General features: G+C 68.3%; 17 protein-coding genes. All 17 read right to left on the bottom strand.

Annotation, left to right across the window (positions count from 1 at the left end; genetic code table 11):
* Nucleotides 1-94: 94 nt before the first annotated feature.
* The gene (locus DDE13_RS08195; RefSeq protein ID WP_111403299.1) at nt 95-319 is read right to left on the bottom strand and encodes a hypothetical protein; all 225 of its coding nucleotides are present in this window, start codon (nt 317-319) and stop codon (nt 95-97) included.
* Complete coding sequence (locus tag DDE13_RS08200; RefSeq protein WP_111403301.1) at nt 316-1,473, bottom strand: EscU/YscU/HrcU family type III secretion system export apparatus switch protein; 1,158 nt, start codon at nt 1,471-1,473, stop codon at nt 316-318. Before DDE13_RS08200 ends, DDE13_RS08195 begins: the two co-directional genes overlap by 4 nt.
* Nucleotides 1,466-2,293 carry a flagellar biosynthetic protein FliR gene (gene fliR / locus DDE13_RS08205; protein ID WP_111403303.1) on the bottom strand — a complete coding sequence of 276 codons (828 nt, stop codon included), beginning with the start codon at nt 2,291-2,293 and terminating at the stop codon, nt 1,466-1,468. The genes DDE13_RS08200 and fliR overlap by 8 nt, the downstream gene beginning before the upstream one ends.
* 4 nt (nt 2,294-2,297) lie before the next feature.
* Complete coding sequence (fliQ, locus tag DDE13_RS08210; protein ID WP_111403305.1) at nt 2,298-2,564, bottom strand: flagellar biosynthesis protein FliQ; 267 nt, start codon at nt 2,562-2,564, stop codon at nt 2,298-2,300.
* Between the two features lie 3 nt (nt 2,565-2,567).
* Complete coding sequence (gene fliP, locus DDE13_RS08215) at nt 2,568-3,302, bottom strand: flagellar type III secretion system pore protein FliP (RefSeq protein ID WP_111403307.1); 735 nt, start codon at nt 3,300-3,302, stop codon at nt 2,568-2,570.
* Nucleotides 3,299-3,583 carry a flagellar biosynthetic protein FliO gene (locus DDE13_RS08220; RefSeq protein WP_162630913.1) on the bottom strand — a complete coding sequence of 95 codons (285 nt, stop codon included), beginning with the start codon at nt 3,581-3,583 and terminating at the stop codon, nt 3,299-3,301. The genes fliP and DDE13_RS08220 overlap by 4 nt, the downstream gene beginning before the upstream one ends.
* Nucleotides 3,584-3,637: 54 nt before the next feature.
* Nucleotides 3,638-3,949, bottom strand: coding sequence for a flagellar motor switch protein FliN (gene fliN, locus DDE13_RS08225; protein ID WP_111403311.1), 312 nt, complete (start codon nt 3,947-3,949; stop codon nt 3,638-3,640).
* Between the two features lie 26 nt (nt 3,950-3,975).
* Complete coding sequence (fliM, locus tag DDE13_RS08230; protein WP_111403313.1) at nt 3,976-4,938, bottom strand: flagellar motor switch protein FliM; 963 nt, start codon at nt 4,936-4,938, stop codon at nt 3,976-3,978.
* Nucleotides 4,939-4,946: 8 nt separating this feature from the next.
* Nucleotides 4,947-5,507 carry a flagellar basal body-associated FliL family protein gene (locus tag DDE13_RS08235; RefSeq protein ID WP_111403315.1) on the bottom strand — a complete coding sequence of 187 codons (561 nt, stop codon included), beginning with the start codon at nt 5,505-5,507 and terminating at the stop codon, nt 4,947-4,949.
* Nucleotides 5,508-5,519: 12 nt separating this feature from the next.
* Complete coding sequence (locus DDE13_RS08240; protein WP_111403317.1) at nt 5,520-6,917, bottom strand: flagellar hook-length control protein FliK; 1,398 nt, start codon at nt 6,915-6,917, stop codon at nt 5,520-5,522.
* A gap of 125 nt (nt 6,918-7,042) precedes the next feature.
* Nucleotides 7,043-7,465 carry a hypothetical protein gene (locus DDE13_RS08245; protein ID WP_111403319.1) on the bottom strand — a complete coding sequence of 141 codons (423 nt, stop codon included), beginning with the start codon at nt 7,463-7,465 and terminating at the stop codon, nt 7,043-7,045.
* Nucleotides 7,462-8,793 (bottom strand): FliI/YscN family ATPase, encoded by a 1,332-nt coding sequence (locus tag DDE13_RS08250; protein ID WP_111403321.1) that lies wholly within the window; start codon nt 8,791-8,793, stop codon nt 7,462-7,464. The genes DDE13_RS08245 and DDE13_RS08250 overlap by 4 nt, the downstream gene beginning before the upstream one ends.
* The gene (locus tag DDE13_RS08255) at nt 8,790-9,632 is read right to left on the bottom strand and encodes a FliH/SctL family protein (RefSeq protein ID WP_111403323.1); all 843 of its coding nucleotides are present in this window, start codon (nt 9,630-9,632) and stop codon (nt 8,790-8,792) included. The genes DDE13_RS08250 and DDE13_RS08255 overlap by 4 nt, the downstream gene beginning before the upstream one ends.
* 3 nt (nt 9,633-9,635) lie before the next feature.
* Nucleotides 9,636-10,682, bottom strand: coding sequence for a flagellar motor switch protein FliG (gene fliG, locus DDE13_RS08260; RefSeq protein ID WP_111403325.1), 1,047 nt, complete (start codon nt 10,680-10,682; stop codon nt 9,636-9,638).
* Nucleotides 10,679-12,370, bottom strand: a complete 1,692-nt coding sequence (fliF, locus tag DDE13_RS08265; RefSeq protein ID WP_111403327.1) for a flagellar basal-body MS-ring/collar protein FliF — start codon at nt 12,368-12,370, stop codon at nt 10,679-10,681. The genes fliG and fliF overlap by 4 nt, the downstream gene beginning before the upstream one ends.
* Nucleotides 12,371-12,395: 25 nt before the next feature.
* Complete coding sequence (fliE, locus tag DDE13_RS08270) at nt 12,396-12,716, bottom strand: flagellar hook-basal body complex protein FliE (RefSeq protein WP_111403329.1); 321 nt, start codon at nt 12,714-12,716, stop codon at nt 12,396-12,398.
* 13 nt (nt 12,717-12,729) lie between these two features.
* Entirely contained in the window at nt 12,730-13,893 is a 1,164-nt protein-coding gene (locus DDE13_RS08275; RefSeq protein ID WP_111403331.1) for a sigma 54-interacting transcriptional regulator, read from the bottom strand.
* Nucleotides 13,894-13,898 lie beyond the last annotated feature (5 nt).

Below are 13,898 nucleotides of genomic sequence, written 5' to 3' on the forward strand. Positions count from 1 at the left end.
ACCAGCGCTCCAGCGTGATCTGCGCTGAGAATCAGTAGGTTAGGAATTGTTCAGGGCGAACGCGGTAAAGCCGTAAGCCCCGGATTGCCCGGATTCAGCGGTCGTTGCTTCGGATCAAATGCGCCAGCCGTGCGATCTGGAATCGTAGCGCACCAGCCAGGCTTGCGATGGACGCGCACCATACGATCCCGTCGCGCCACAGGGCCCCGGTGCCGGTCATTGCCGTTCCGGCCAGCCACAGCCCCATGACCGCGAAGACGCATGTCGAGATCACGTCGCCCGGACTGCGATGGCGGCGTTGCCCGCGTTGGCGGGTCATCGGACGGCTCCGGGCAACGGCTGGCCGTGCTCGTCGAGCCTGAGATCCGCGGGAAGGTCGATGTCGGGCATGTCCTCATCCTCTCCGTTATCGATTCGGTAGACATGGGCCAGAACCGCCGCCACGGCCGTGTAGAGCCGTTCGGAGATTTCCATGCCGATGTCGCCCGTGAAATACAGGGCGCGCGCCAGCGGCGGTGCCTGCAGCACCGTGACCCCTGCGCGGCGTGCCCGGTCGACGATGTCATGGGCCATGGCGCCCCGCCCCATGGCAAGGATCCGTGGCGCCCCGGGCTGGCCATGAACATATTTCAGGGCCACCGCGAAATGCACGGGGTTGGTGATGACCGCCGTGGCATCTGGCACGTCCGCCAGCGCCTTGCGGCGCGCGGCACCCTTCTGCGCGGCCTGCATCTGGAGCCGCCTGATCTGCCCCTTCAGTTCTGGCGACCCCTCGGACTGCTTGGACTCGTCCTTGATCTCCTGGCGGGACATGCGCAGTTGCTTGCCCGTGCTGTGCAGTTGCCACGCCAGATCGACGCCGCCCACGATCGCGAGCGCGATGGTCAAGGCCGACAGCACACGGATGATCCCCGTTCCAAGAAGTGCCGCCGACGCGCCCGGCGCCATGGTCGCCATACGGTCGAACGCGGGCAGCATCGGACCCAGCACCACGGCCGCGGCGGTGACCAGCAGCGACACCTTCAGCAATGCCTTGGCCAGTTCCACCAGCGCCTGCAGCGACACCATGCGCTTGAGCCCCTTCAGGGGGCTGATCTTCTCGGGCTTGAAGCCGAGCGCCTTGGGCGCGAAGATGATCCCGCCGACCGCCGCCTGTGTCAGCAGCGTCACGCCCAGCAGCGGCAGCGCGATCACCAGTGGAATGACCAGCACGTGGAATAGCCCGTTCCGCAGACGGTCAAGGATCAGCGTGTCCATCTGCGTGGCACTGTCGAACACGAAGAACGACGCCCAGTCGCCCGCGAGCTGCGGCAGCAGGCCGCGCGACAGCGCAAGGATCGCCGTGGCACCCGCGATGCCGCCGAAGACGAACATCTCCTTGGAGGTGGCGATCTGTCCGCGTTCGCGGGCTTCCTCGCGCTTCTTCGGCGTCGCTTCTTCGGTCTTTTCCTGGCCGTCCTCGCCCTCAGCCATCGGTCAGCGCCCCAAGCATGGCGGCGACGGCCTCGTTCGCGGACAGGCCGAGATCGGACAGCGCCACCCCCAGCGTGGGCGCCCCGATAAGAAGCAGGACGATGGCGGCCATCAGCGTGACGGGAAAGCCGAACGAGAAGATGTTGAGCTGCGGCGCGGACCGCGTCAGGACACCGACGACGACGTTCACCAGCAACAGCACCGACACCGCGGGCAGCATCAGCTGCATGCCCAGCAGGAACATGCGCCCCGCCGCCGACAGCCCGGCCGCGGCCAGCACCCCCAGCGCAAGCGGCGTGCCGGCGGGGGCGGCCGTGTAGCTGTCGAGCAGGATGTGCAGCGCCACGAGATGCCCGTCTTCGGCCAGGAACACCGCGAGAAGGAACAGCGCGAAGATCTGCGACACGACCGGAGTCTGCCCGCCCGACGTCGGGTCGATCTGCGACGCGAACCCGAGCCCCGCGGTCGTCGCGATCCGGTCGCCCGCGATGGACGCCGCGCCGAACAGCACCGTCAGCACCAGCCCGGCCGAAAGCCCGATCACGAGTTCGGTAACGACCATGGGGACTGCGCCAAGCGTGGCCAGGGTTTCCGGGGAGGGCAGTTCGACACGGGCCATCACCGGCAGCGTCAGCACCACGGCTGCGACGATGCGCACCGGCAGCGGCACGAAGGCGCCGCCGAACAGGGGGGCCGCGATCAGGAAGGCGCCGATGCGCAGCATGCCGAACAGGAATTGCAGCAGGAGCCCGATCAGCGCCGACAGCTCCATCCCCGGAAGCGCGGACGCCGTGCCGCCGATATCGCCGAACGGGTCCATCCCGCTAGCGCAGCGTCGCGATGGTTTCGAAGACGTAGCCGAAGTAATCGGTCATCGTCGTCAGCATGAAGCCGGAAAAGAATGCCATCGTCATCAGCACGATGGCCAGCTTCGGCACGAAGCTCAGCGTCGCCTCGTTGATCGAGGTCGCCGCCTGAAGCACCCCGACGATCAGCCCGACCACCAGCGCCACGCCCAGCACCGGCCCCGCCGTCAGCAGGATGTTCCAGTAGGCGAGTTGCAGATGCTCGATATTGGCGTCGAAATCCACGGCCTAGCCCCCGATGAAGCTGCTGGCGAGCGACCCCATGGTCAGCGCCCAGCCATCGACCAGCACGAACAGGAGCAGCTTGAAGGGCAGGGAGACGAGCATCGGCGACAGCATCATCATCCCGAGCGCCATGAGGATCGACGCGATGACCATGTCGATCACGAGAAATGGCAGGAACAGCAGGAAACCAATCTGGAACGCGGTCTTGAGCTCCGACGTCATGAAGGCGGGCAAAAGCACGGACAGCGGCACGGTTTCGTCCTCGGCATAGGGCGCGTGCCCGGCGAGATCGGCGAACATCAGCAGGTCGTTCTGACGGGTGTTTTCCAGCATGAAGGCCGACATGATGCTGCGCCCGCGCGACAGCGCCTCGCCCGCCGGCAGCGTGCCGTCCAGATACGGCGATGCGGCCGTGTCGTAGATCTCGCTCAGGACGGGCTGCATGACGAAGAAGGACAGGAACAGCGCGATGGCGATCAGCACCTGGTTGGGCGGTGTCTGCTGCGTGCCAAGCGCCTGGCGCAGGATCGACAGCACGATGATGATCCGCGTGAACGCGGATGCCCCGAGCACGAGCGATGGCAGCACCGTCAGCGCGGTCATCAGCGCGAGGATCTGCAACGACAGGCTGTAAGTGGTCCCGTCCGCGCCTTGTGTCAGTTCAAGCGCAGGCATCCCCTGCGCGCTGGCCGTGCCGGTACCGACGAGCGTGACAAGGATCGCAAGGGCGCGGATCATTGGGGCGCCTCCGCCGACGGGACGGGCCCTTTGGGCAGCGGGGTGGCCTGTGCCACGCCCCGCCGGGCGCTGAGAACAAGATAGTCGCGGTCGTCGATCCGCAGCATGATCGCGCGTTCACCGGGGCCGATGGCCGTGACCTCGATCACCTGCATCCGGCGCCCGGCATGAATGCGGCTGCGCAAGGCACCGCCGCGCGCCCGCACGACGACGGCCACCGCCACGAGCAGGCCGAGAAAGACCGCGACGGTCAGGATCTGGTCGGTGGTCAGAAGGTCCAAGACGATGTTTCCCGTGTCAGGCAGACACGGCGACGTTGCATGTATCGTGCCAGATCAGACCGACTGGGCGCGTTCCTTCGGGTCCACGATGTCGCCGAATCGGATGCCGAAGCGTTCTCCGACGATCACCACCTCGCCCTTGGCGATCGGCGTGCCGTTGACGAGGATATCGAGCGGGTCGCCGGCCAGCCGGTCGAGCTCCACGACCGACCCTTCGCTCAGGCGCAGAAGCTCGCGGATCGTAATTTCGGTGCGGCCCACTTCGACCGTCATGCGGACCTTGATGTTTTCCAGCGCCTTCAATCCTGCGCCGTCGACGGCGTCGCTGTCGTCGGGCAAGGCGGGATGGTGACCTGCGTCGTCCATGGCTTTCGGGCTCCTCATTCCGGTTGTCAGGTTTCGTGCCGTCGGCCGAGGCTGACGGCGGCGCGCCCGGCCTGCTCGCCGATCTCGACGTCGAAAACGGGCTGGCCATCGACCAGCGCCATGGGCATCGGTGCGAGATCGACCGCCACGAAGCCGCCCGGCCGTGCGCGCATCAGCTGCCCCAGCGCGATCTCGGGTTGTGCCAGCTGTGCGCTCAGCGTCAGCGGGACGGACAGGATCGCTTCGCGCAGGCGGGCCCGCCACGTCGTGTCCTCGTCCACCAGTTCCGACTGCATCCGCGACCGAAGCTGCGCCGCGATCGGGCGGAAGGATTGCAGCGGATAGATCACGTCGAAATGCGCGGGATCCGTGTCGGGCAACTGCACCATGAACGAACAGTTCACGATCATCTCGTTGGCTTCGACGAAACTGGCGAATTGCAGGTTCTCTTCGCGGCTCTGCACGGTGAACTGCACCGGAAGCAGGTCGCGCCAGGCCACTTCGAGCGCCCGGTTGAGCCCCGCCGTGACGAGTTCGATCACCCGCTGTTCGGTGGCCGTGAACTCGTTGCGGCGGTTGGGCAGATACCGGACCGCGCCCCCGTAATACGCCTCCGTCAGAAGCGACACGAAGGCGGGCGGAACCATCACGAGCTGGCTGCCGCGAAGCCCGTGCATGCGGCTGATCGTCAGGCTGACGAAGTTTTCCAGCTCATCGCTGTAGTCGGCGAACTTCTTGATTTCCGGCGGAAAGGCCGAGATCCGCGGGGCCAGCCGGATCATCGGCAGGAACACCGCCCGCGCGATCCGGCAGAAGCGTTCGTTGACCATCTTGAGCGCGTGCAGATCGCCCATCACGGTCATGTCGTTCTGGCCAAAACTGTAGGGCCGGGTGCCGTCCGCGTCGACGGTGTCCTGGTCCTTGTCCATCAGCCCGCCGAAAAGGGCTGCCACCTCGTTTGACGAGAGCTTGTGCGGCTTGGGCGCCATGTCCGGTCCTATTGCATCACGAAGGTGGAAAAGAACACGTCCTCGACGCCGCCGAACCCTTCGAGCCGTTCGAGCCGCGCGTTGATCGCGTCACGGATCGCGGCCGCGAGGCGGTCGCGGCCCTCCTTGCCCTCGATGTCGGTCTCCGAGAAGCCGCTGATGATCGCCAGCATGTCCGACCGCAGGGCGACCGTATGGGTCTGCACGTTGTCGAGAACCAGCTTGTCGTATTGCGTTGATACGCCGATGCCGATCTGCAGGAACCGCCGCGATCCGCGCAGATTGGTGGTCAGAGGTTCCGGGAATTCGTAGTACTGCGTGAGAAACGCATCCTGCGTGGGCAGATCGCGCGGGACCCGTTCCGGTTCCGGGTCGCCCGCGTCCTGTGTCGGCGCGGTCTGGCCGAGCAGGCGTTCGACCTCTTTTCCCGGGGATACCTGCTGTTTCGAGAAGACATAGCCGCCCGCGAAACCGCCCCCCACGAGCACAAGCCCGCCCACCACCATCCCGAGAAGGCGCAGATTCCCGCGCCGAGATCTTGCCGACCGGTCGGCCACCGCTTCAACCATTATCGTCACCTCTCATGCCAGAAGATCGACCAGACCGGCGCGGCGTGGCGCGACCGCGCGCATGTCCGCCCCATCCGCCGGTGCCTCCGCCGCCGCGGCGGCGCCACGTGTCGTTTCCCGACCAGGTCCTTGCCCCCCCAGCCCGGGACCGCTGCCGGTGCCTGCCCTGTGGTCGCCAAGGCTCAGCCCCGACTGGCCCAGAAGTTCTGCCAGCTTGCCCTGCTGGTCGTTGAACAACCGCGCGGCCTCGGGCGTTTCGGTCACGATCGCGACCGACGCCGCGGTATCGCGCAGATCTATCCGCACCGTCAGCGATCCGAGATTGCGCGGCGTGAGGGTCAATTCGATTTCGTCGATCCCCGCCGGGACGCCGCTGCCGATCCGCTCCACCAGCCGGTTCATCCAGTCGGCAGCCTCGGTCTGCAACAGGAACGGTGCGGGCATAGGTCTGCCGGTCGGGTCCGCCAGGGGCTGGGCCATGGCGGGCGATGGCGCGGGGCTTACCGGGCCGGGGGCCTGTGCCGTGTTCGGTACCGTGGCGGCCTGGCCTGGGGCGGGGCCTGGGGCGCCCGTGTCGGATCCGCCGTCCCGGACCGGATCGGATGTCGCGGCGATGGCTGCCGTTTCCGCGGGCCGCGGCCCGGTGGCGGCACCGGTGCCGGTATCGCGCGGCGTGGTCCCGTGGGCGGCGGGTGCCGACACTGCTTCGCCGTCGACCTCAGTGGGCGGCATGTCGGTGGGCGTGGCGGAATCCAATGGGCGCGTGGAAACCCGACCGTCCGCTGGGGCAGTCTGCCCACCCGATGCCGGTATCGCGGGCATATCGGGTCCGTCGCCGGGTGATCGTGCCGCTGCCGTGCCGGCTGCCGTGCCGGTGCCGCGCGGCATCCCCGCGGTGGCGAGCGTACTTGCCATGGCTTGGTCGGGCGCGGGCCCTGCGCTGTCGCCCGCGGCCGTCGTTGTGCGCGGCGGCGTCCTTCCGGCCGGCAGGCCTTGCGTCACAAGTTGGCTTGGGATCGTCTCATCCGGTTGTGCTGCCGCTGCCGCGTCGCCGGGAGGCGCCAGTTGGTGCGGCGCATCGGCGGACACGGGCGCGGCGACCGGGTCGTCCGGCGCGGCGTCGGCCTGCGGCGTGGTGTGGGTCTCGCCGTCCTCCATCCGTTCCGTGTCCGATGCCGGTGCGTCGGCTTGGGCGGCAGTCGCTGTGCTCGCATCCTGCGCGTGCGGGGCGCCGGCGCGGTCCGGCCACCGCGTGTCCGAAGCCGGGCGCGCATCGTCGCGCAGGGCCGCGAAGATGTCGGCAAAGCCATCCCGCTGTGCCGTGTGTCGCCGGGCGGGTGCACCGTCGGTCGCGATCGGTGGGGTCGCCTCGGGCGGCCGCCGGGGCGCAATGTTGGACAGCTCAATCATGGGCCATGCCCCGGTCGGGTCCCGGCTGGAGGGAGGTTGCGGATATCCCGAAGCGTCGGCTTCGCACCCACGTCCCTGCAAGTCCGGTGCCAAGATCGTAGCCGTGCCATGTGACCCGAATGCGATCAGATGGCGGCGGCGTTGCGGCGCGGGGCATGGTCGGCCTGCCGTCTCGCATCCGCCATGTCGCGGGCTTCACGCCGTGCGGCGTCGGCCCGGTCTTCGTACAGGCCGCAGCGATGTTCCGCCTGTGCCAGCTTCGCGCGCGCAGCGACCAGTTCGCTTTCGAGCCGCAAGACATGGTCGCGTGTCCGGTCGAGATGGCATGCGAGTTCGGACCCCATCCAGTGCGCCGCGATCATGTCGGCCTTGGTCCGCACCCGGTCGAGCCCATCCTTCGTTTCGGCCAGAAGATCGCCGAGGCGGTCCATCGTGGCCGTCATGTCGGCGCTCTGGCGGGCGGTCGTGCGGGTGGTTGCCGCCATGGCCGCGAGGCTGATCTTCTGCTTGCGGGCCATCAGATCATAGAGGCGTTGCTTGCGGGTCATCCGGCGTCTCCCATGAGTTCGAGAAGTTGTTCCCGGCTTTCGGCGAAACCGGCCTGTTCGTGTTCGTCCTGCCGCAGCAGGCGCGTGATGCCCGGCCAGAGCGCGATGGCGGCATCGAGCCCGGCATCCTGTCCCGCGCTGTAGCCGCCCATGAGCATCAGGTCCCGGTTGTCCATGTAGTCGGCCACGCAGGCCCGCAGCTTGCGGGCTGCCTCGCGGTGATCCCGGTCGACCACGTCGTTCATCACGCGGCTGACCGATTGCGGGATGTCGATGGCGGGATAGAGCCCCATCTGGGCCTGCTTGCGCGACAGCACGAGATGCCCGTCGAGGATCGCGCGCGCCCCGTCCACCACCGGATCGTTCGTGTCGTCCCCGTCGGCGAGGATCGTGTAGAACGCGGTGATCGCCCCTTCGCCCGGCAGACCGGGCCCGGCGCGTTCCAGAAGCTGCGGGATCATGGATACCACGGAAGGCGGATAGCCCTTGGCGGTGGGTTGTTCGCCCAGGGCCAGGCCGACCTCGCGTTTCGCGTGGGCCACGCGCGTCAGACTGTCCATGATCAGCAGCACCTGCTTGCCCTGCGCGCGGAAATACTCGGCGACGGCGGTGGCGCGCTGCGCGCCGCGCAGTCGCAGCAGCGGCGAGCGGTCGGCGGGCACGGCCACGATGCAAAGCCGCGCCGCCGCCTCGCCGGTCATCACGTGGCTGACGAAGGCGCCGACCTCGCGGGCGCGTTCGCCGATCAGGCCGACGACGATCACGTCGGCCGTGGTGTTGCGGGTCATCATCTCGATCAGGACGGACTTGCCGACGCCGGACCCGGCGATGATGCCCACGCGCTGCCCGCGCCCGACGGTCAGGGCGGCGTTGATGGCGCGCACCCCGACATCGAGCGCGGTATCCACGGGCGTGCGCTTGAGCGGGTTCATGGTCCGCCCCGCAAGCGGCCAGCGATCCGGCGTGAAGGGCGGCGGCAGGTCGTCGAGCGGGCTTCCGTCGGCGTCCAGCACGCGCCCGAGCAGGCCGGGCCCGACCGGCACGTCTCCGCCATCCGACACGAGCCGCACCTCGGCGCCCGCGACGATGCGTGCGCCGGGCTGGTCGAGAAACAGAAGGTTGCGCCCTTGCGAGAAGCCCACCACCTCGCCCGCGACGGTGTCGCCGTCGCTTGTGTCGATGCGGCACTGGCTGCCGGGCGGTGCGGGAAACCCCGCACATTCCAGGATCAGCCCGTCGTAACGCTGCACCCGCCCGGACCATTCCGGGGTGGGCATCACGGCGGCGGCACGCAGCTCGGCGGTCAGCCTGTCGGTAAGGCGGGTCATGTGTCGGCCTCTGTGCGGGGAACGGGGGCGATCACGTCGTTCAGGCGGATGCTGCCCACGCGCAGGGCCACGTCGCCGCGGCCCAGATCCGGGTCCGCCGTGAGCCGCGATTTCGCCACGAGCGGCGCGGACGGGAGATGCGGTGCGATGGCCGCGTGGTCTTCGGGGTTGAGCCGGATGCTCACCGTCTCGAGCCCCTGCCGGGCCTGGTGTGCCAGCGTCTCGATCCGATCGAGAAACGGGCCGGGCATGTCGTCGATGGCCTGTCCCGCGCGCTGGGACGCGAGCTGCCGGATCGCGTCCGTCAGGGCAGGCACCAAGGCCCCCAGGTCGATGGCGTCATCGCGGGTCAGGGCCGCCGCGGCTTGCAGGAATGCGTCCCGCGCGGCCTGCAACTCCGCCTCGGCCTCGCGCCGGCCCGTGTCATGGCCCGCGTTCCAGCTGGAAATGCGGCCTTCTTCGGACCCGGCCGAATAGCCCTGTTCGAAGCCTTCGGCGTGGCCCTCGTCATAGCGCGCCTGCAATGCGGCAGGGTCCGGCGCGGCGGGTGCGTCGGGCCGGGCCGGCATCCCATCGCCGGTGTTTGGTGTCCCGGCCGTAGGCGTGCCGGTCGGAGGCTTGTCCGTACCGGCGCGCGGCCCGACAGGGTCGGAGGGCGACACAAGGCGCTGCGCCCCTGCCAGCGGATCGCGCTTGCGAAAGGCCCGATCCGGTGCGGTATCGAAACCGGCGCGCCGGGCAAATCCCGCGGCGTCGGCTTCGCGCACCAGTTTCATCACCTCGGCCGCACCGATCACGCGGGCGGCGCCGTCTTCCTTGGGGCTTTGCGCCATGTCCATACCTCAGACCATTTCCTCGCCGCCGCGACCGGCCAGCACGATGGTACCGGCGTCCGACATCCGCCGCGCGATGGCGACGATTTCCTTCTGGGCCTCGCGCACCTCGGACAGGCGCACCGGGCCCATCCCGTCCATCTCGTCGAGGATGTTGGCCGCGGCCCGCGACGAGATGCAGCCCAGTAGCCGCGTGCGCAGCTTTTCATCCGCGCCCTTGAGCGCGAGCACCAGCAGGTCCTGATCCACCTCGCGCAGCAGCGTCTGCAGCGCACGGTCACTGGATTTCCCGAGATTCTCGAAGACGAACATGTTGTCCTGAAGCGACTGCATGAGGTCCTTGTCGTCCTTGCGGATCTCGCGCATGATCCGCTGCTCGACCCCTTGCCGCGTGAAGTTCATGATGCGCGCCGCGGCCTTGATCCCCCCGATCTGCGAGGCGCGCAGGGTCGTGTTCGCCTTGAACTTCTGTTGCATCACCTGTTCGAGTTCGCGCAGCGCGTCGGGCTGGACGGTGGTCAGGTTGGCGATGCGGTTGATGATGTCGGGCTGGATGTTCTCGGGCAGCAGTGACAGCACTTCGGCGGCCTGGTGGTATTGCAGCGACGCGACGATCAGCGCGACGATCTGGGGGTGTTCGTCATAGATCAGTTCCGCCACGGCGCTCGCGTCCATCCAGTCGAGGATCTCGATCGGGCGCTCGCCGCTGCTGGGCGTGATGCGGCTGAGAACGGACTGCGCCTTGTCGCTGCCGAGTGCCGCGTTGAGCACGTCGCGGACATAGGCGTTCGCGCCGACCCCGACGGTCGTCTGCGCCCCGAGACTGTCAAGGAATTCGTCCAGCACGGCATCCACCGTCGCGTGGTCGAGCCCGCGGACCGTATACATCGCCGTGCCGATGATCTGCACCTCCTGCGGGGTCATGCGCCGCAGGATGTTGGCGGCGCCCTCCTCGCCGAAGAGCAGCATGATGATTGCCGTCTTCTGGGTACCGGTGAGCTGCGCGAGCGTCAGGCTGCCCGGACGGGAACTGAGCGGGACATCTTCGGCGATCATGGGACCATGTCCTTTTCGGTGTCGATCATCGACTGGAAGACGGTGGCGATGCGGCTGCTTTCGGTCTCTGCGATGCCGCGCAGGAATGTCACCTTCTCGTCGTAGCTGAGCCGCCCCTGCAGGCCCGGCTGGTTGAGCCGCCGCCGCAGATCGGTCAGGCTTTCGCCCTCCTTGACCTCGACGGCATCCGCGTTGCCGGGCGCGCCCGTCGCATCGTCCGTGGCGGTCATGTCCGGCGCGGCGAGAAGCACGCGGTTCAGCAGCGGGCGCACCACGCCCAGAACGATCACGGCCAGCGCGGCGAACTGGAGAAGCTGGCGTCCCGCGCCCGGTATCCAGCCGGCCTCGTACCATTTCGGATCCATCCCCGCGAAGGGATCGACGAACGCGCCGCTGGACACGGTCACGACATCCCCGCGGGCCGCATCGAACCCGACCGCGGTGCGCACGAGGTTCTCGATGGCGGTCACGGTTTCCGCGGGCATGTCGGTCGGTGCCCCGTCCGGGCCGGGCGGCGGGCTGCGCAGCAGGACCGCCGCGTGCACGCGCGACACGGCCATCGCGGCGGGCCGGATCGTTTCCACGCTGCGGCTGACCTCGTAGTTGCGGGTGAAGCTGGAATGGCGGTTCGTCGTCTCGCCCTCTTCGCCGGCCTCTTCGGCCTCGGCGGCCTGCTCGGCTTCCAGTTCGGCCACCGGCGGGGGCGTGTTCGCGATGGCACCCGGCACGCCGACGGCGGGCTGCGCGCGGGTCTGGTCGATGCTTTCCTGTTCGCTGCGCAGGGCCCGGCCGTCGGGATCGTACCGTTCGTTCATGATCTCGGAGCGGGTGAAATCCATGTCGAGTGCGACCTCGACCGCGGCGTTGCCCATGCCGACCAAAGGTGTGATGAGCGCTTCGATCCGGGCCCGGTACTGGGCTTCGAGCCGGGCCTGATGCGCAAGCTGGGTGCCGGTGCGTTCCTGCAGGGGGTCCGAGGCGTCCTGCGACAGAAGCCGCCCGGCCTGGTCCACGACCGATACTGCATCCTGCGCCATGCCGGGCACCGACGTAGACACAAGGCTGACGATCGCGCGCACCTGACCCGCATCGAGCGACCGGCCCGGCGCCAGCTGCACGATGACCGATGCGCGGGGCGGTTCGGTGTCCCGGATGAAGGCGGTGCGTTCCGGCAGCGCCAGATGGACCCGCGCCGCCGATACGGGCTGCAATTCGGCGATGGATGCCGCGAGGTCGAGTTCCTGCATGCGCCGCAGGCGCGCGCCTTCGACGGACCGGCTGGTGCCCATGGGCATGTCCGAAATCATCGAGAAGCCGTCGGCCACTGCCTGCGGCAGACCTTCTGCGGCAAGCTGCATGCGCGCCCGGTGATAATCCGCCTGCGCGACCCGCAATTCGCCAGTGGCCTCGTCGAGCACGACATCGATTCCAGCCGTCGTCAGAAGCTGCATTGCGTTGGCCTTCTCCGCCTCGGGCAGGCCGGTGGCGAGCGTCACGCGATCCGGCTGCGCCATCATGAGATAGACAGCCGCCCCGATGACTGCGGCGGACAACAGCAGGATGGCGGGCATCGCGCGTCGGATCGCAGGCTGACGGGTGAACCCGGTCGCCTGTTCGAGCGTCCTTCGCGCCCGTGCCAACGCGCCGGCGGAGCGGGTCTGCGGAAGCGGTGCAGCGGTACTATCCATCGTATCTCGCCTGCAATCCGGTCTTTCAGACCGGCATGTTCATGATGTCGCGATAGGCGGTCAGCGCCTTGTTGCGCACCTGCATCGTGAGCTGGAAACCGAGCGAGGAGACCTGCTGGTCCACCATCACCGCCGCCAGATCGTCGGTGGCCCCCGTCTCGAAGGCGCGCGCGCTGTCCGACGCCTGCTTCTGCGCATCGGCAACCTGTTCCAGCGCGCCCTGCATCCGCTCGATGAAGCTCGGCCCGCCTGTCGTCCCGGTTTGCACGGGGGCTTGCGGCGCGCGCGTGCCGGCCGCGGCAACGGAGGCGAGCGTGGTTGGCCCGGTGACGGAGGAAATGGTCATGTCCGGCTCCGGCTTATGCCACGCGCGCCGCGAGTTGCAGGCTTGCGGGCATGTCGGGCATGCGCATCAGCGCCGTGCCGGCATGGATCATGATGTCCTCGGGCGTGATGCGGTCGCCAATGCGCAGCACCAGCGCGCGCTGCATGACGTTTTCCAGTTCGCGCACGTTGCCCGGCCAGTCGTGCTCCATGAGGGTCTTGCAGGCTTCGAATGTCAGAAGGGGAAGCTGTTCGTCGGCGGGGCAATGGCGGCGGATCATCGTCACGGCTAGCGCGGGAATGTCGTCGGGCCGTTGCGACAGCGCCTGCGTGGACAGGGGAAACACGTTGAGCCGGTAGAACAGGTCCTCGCGGAACCGGCCCGCGGCGATCTCGGCGATCATGTCGCGGTTGGAGGTGGCGACGATCCGGATATCGACCGGCACTTCCTTTTGCGCCCCAAGCGGTGTGACGACCCGTTCCTGCAACACGCGCAGCAGCTTGGCCTGAAGACCCATGGGCATTTCGGAAATCTCGTCGAGCAGCAGGGTCCCGCCGTCGGCGGCGCGCACGATTCCCTTGTTCGGCGCCGACGCACCCGTGAAGGCACCCTTCTCGTGGCCGAACAGGATGGCCTCCAGCATGTTCTCGGGGATCGCCGCGCAGTTGATGGCGACGAACGGGGCGCCCGCGCGCCGCGACGCGGCATGAATGCGCCGTGCCAGCACCTCCTTGCCGCTGCCCGTGGGCCCGTTGACGAACACGGTCACATCCGAACGCCCCACGCGCGTCGCCATGTCGATCAGCCGACCCGTCGCCACGTCGGCCGCGACCATCGCCCCGAGATCAGCCCCCACGAGATCGGCCAGCGCAAGAAGTCCGCCGTCATGCACCGGGTTCGCCGTGCCCGATACGGGAAGATCGACCCGGACAAGCCGCCCGCCCATGTCCTGCGTCACCCGGAGCGCGGCTGCGTTTTCATGGACCACGACGATCCGCGCCGCGCCGATCGCGCGGGCATGATCGACCAGCGCCCGGGGGCTGTCGAGCCGTGCTTCGTAGGCTGCGGAAGATACGAGGACCGCCGGTCTGCTGCCTGCCTGTGGGGTGGCGTCCAAGGCGATGCGGCGGCGGGCCAGCAGATACTGCAGGGCTGCGGCGGCGGTGAACTCTTGCGCGATGATCGCAACGGCATCCATGGCGT

Origin of the sequence: Meridianimarinicoccus zhengii, from assembly GCF_003254465.1 — a bacterium.
GTDB classification, from domain to species: Bacteria; Pseudomonadota; Alphaproteobacteria; order Rhodobacterales; family Rhodobacteraceae; genus Meridianimarinicoccus; species Meridianimarinicoccus zhengii.

What these genes read in the sequence shown, in the direction of transcription:
- fliF (WP_111403327.1), bottom strand. Translation starts at nt 12,370, where the DNA reads ATGGATAGTACCGCTGCACCGCTTCCGCAGACCCGCTCCGCCGGCGCG.
- fliP (WP_111403307.1), bottom strand. Translation starts at nt 3,302, where the DNA reads ATGATCCGCGCCCTTGCGATCCTTGTCACGCTCGTCGGTACCGGCACG.
- DDE13_RS08275 (WP_111403331.1), bottom strand. Translation starts at nt 13,893, where the DNA reads ATGGATGCCGTTGCGATCATCGCGCAAGAGTTCACCGCCGCCGCAGCC.
- fliR (WP_111403303.1), bottom strand. Translation starts at nt 2,293, where the DNA reads ATGGACCCGTTCGGCGATATCGGCGGCACGGCGTCCGCGCTTCCGGGG.
- fliM (WP_111403313.1), bottom strand. Translation starts at nt 4,938, where the DNA reads ATGGCGCCCAAGCCGCACAAGCTCTCGTCAAACGAGGTGGCAGCCCTT.
- DDE13_RS08240 (WP_111403317.1), bottom strand. Translation starts at nt 6,917, where the DNA reads ATGATTGAGCTGTCCAACATTGCGCCCCGGCGGCCGCCCGAGGCGACC.
- DDE13_RS08235 (WP_111403315.1), bottom strand. Translation starts at nt 5,507, where the DNA reads ATGGTTGAAGCGGTGGCCGACCGGTCGGCAAGATCTCGGCGCGGGAAT.
- DDE13_RS08195 (WP_111403299.1), bottom strand. Translation starts at nt 319, where the DNA reads ATGACCCGCCAACGCGGGCAACGCCGCCATCGCAGTCCGGGCGACGTG.
- DDE13_RS08250 (WP_111403321.1), bottom strand. Translation starts at nt 8,793, where the DNA reads ATGACCCGCCTTACCGACAGGCTGACCGCCGAGCTGCGTGCCGCCGCC.
- DDE13_RS08255 (WP_111403323.1), bottom strand. Translation starts at nt 9,632, where the DNA reads ATGGACATGGCGCAAAGCCCCAAGGAAGACGGCGCCGCCCGCGTGATC.
- fliG (WP_111403325.1), bottom strand. Translation starts at nt 10,682, where the DNA reads ATGATCGCCGAAGATGTCCCGCTCAGTTCCCGTCCGGGCAGCCTGACG.
- DDE13_RS08245 (WP_111403319.1), bottom strand. Translation starts at nt 7,465, where the DNA reads ATGACCCGCAAGCAACGCCTCTATGATCTGATGGCCCGCAAGCAGAAG.
- fliN (WP_111403311.1), bottom strand. Translation starts at nt 3,949, where the DNA reads ATGGACGACGCAGGTCACCATCCCGCCTTGCCCGACGACAGCGACGCC.
- DDE13_RS08200 (WP_111403301.1), bottom strand. Translation starts at nt 1,473, where the DNA reads ATGGCTGAGGGCGAGGACGGCCAGGAAAAGACCGAAGAAGCGACGCCG.
- fliE (WP_111403329.1), bottom strand. Translation starts at nt 12,716, where the DNA reads ATGACCATTTCCTCCGTCACCGGGCCAACCACGCTCGCCTCCGTTGCC.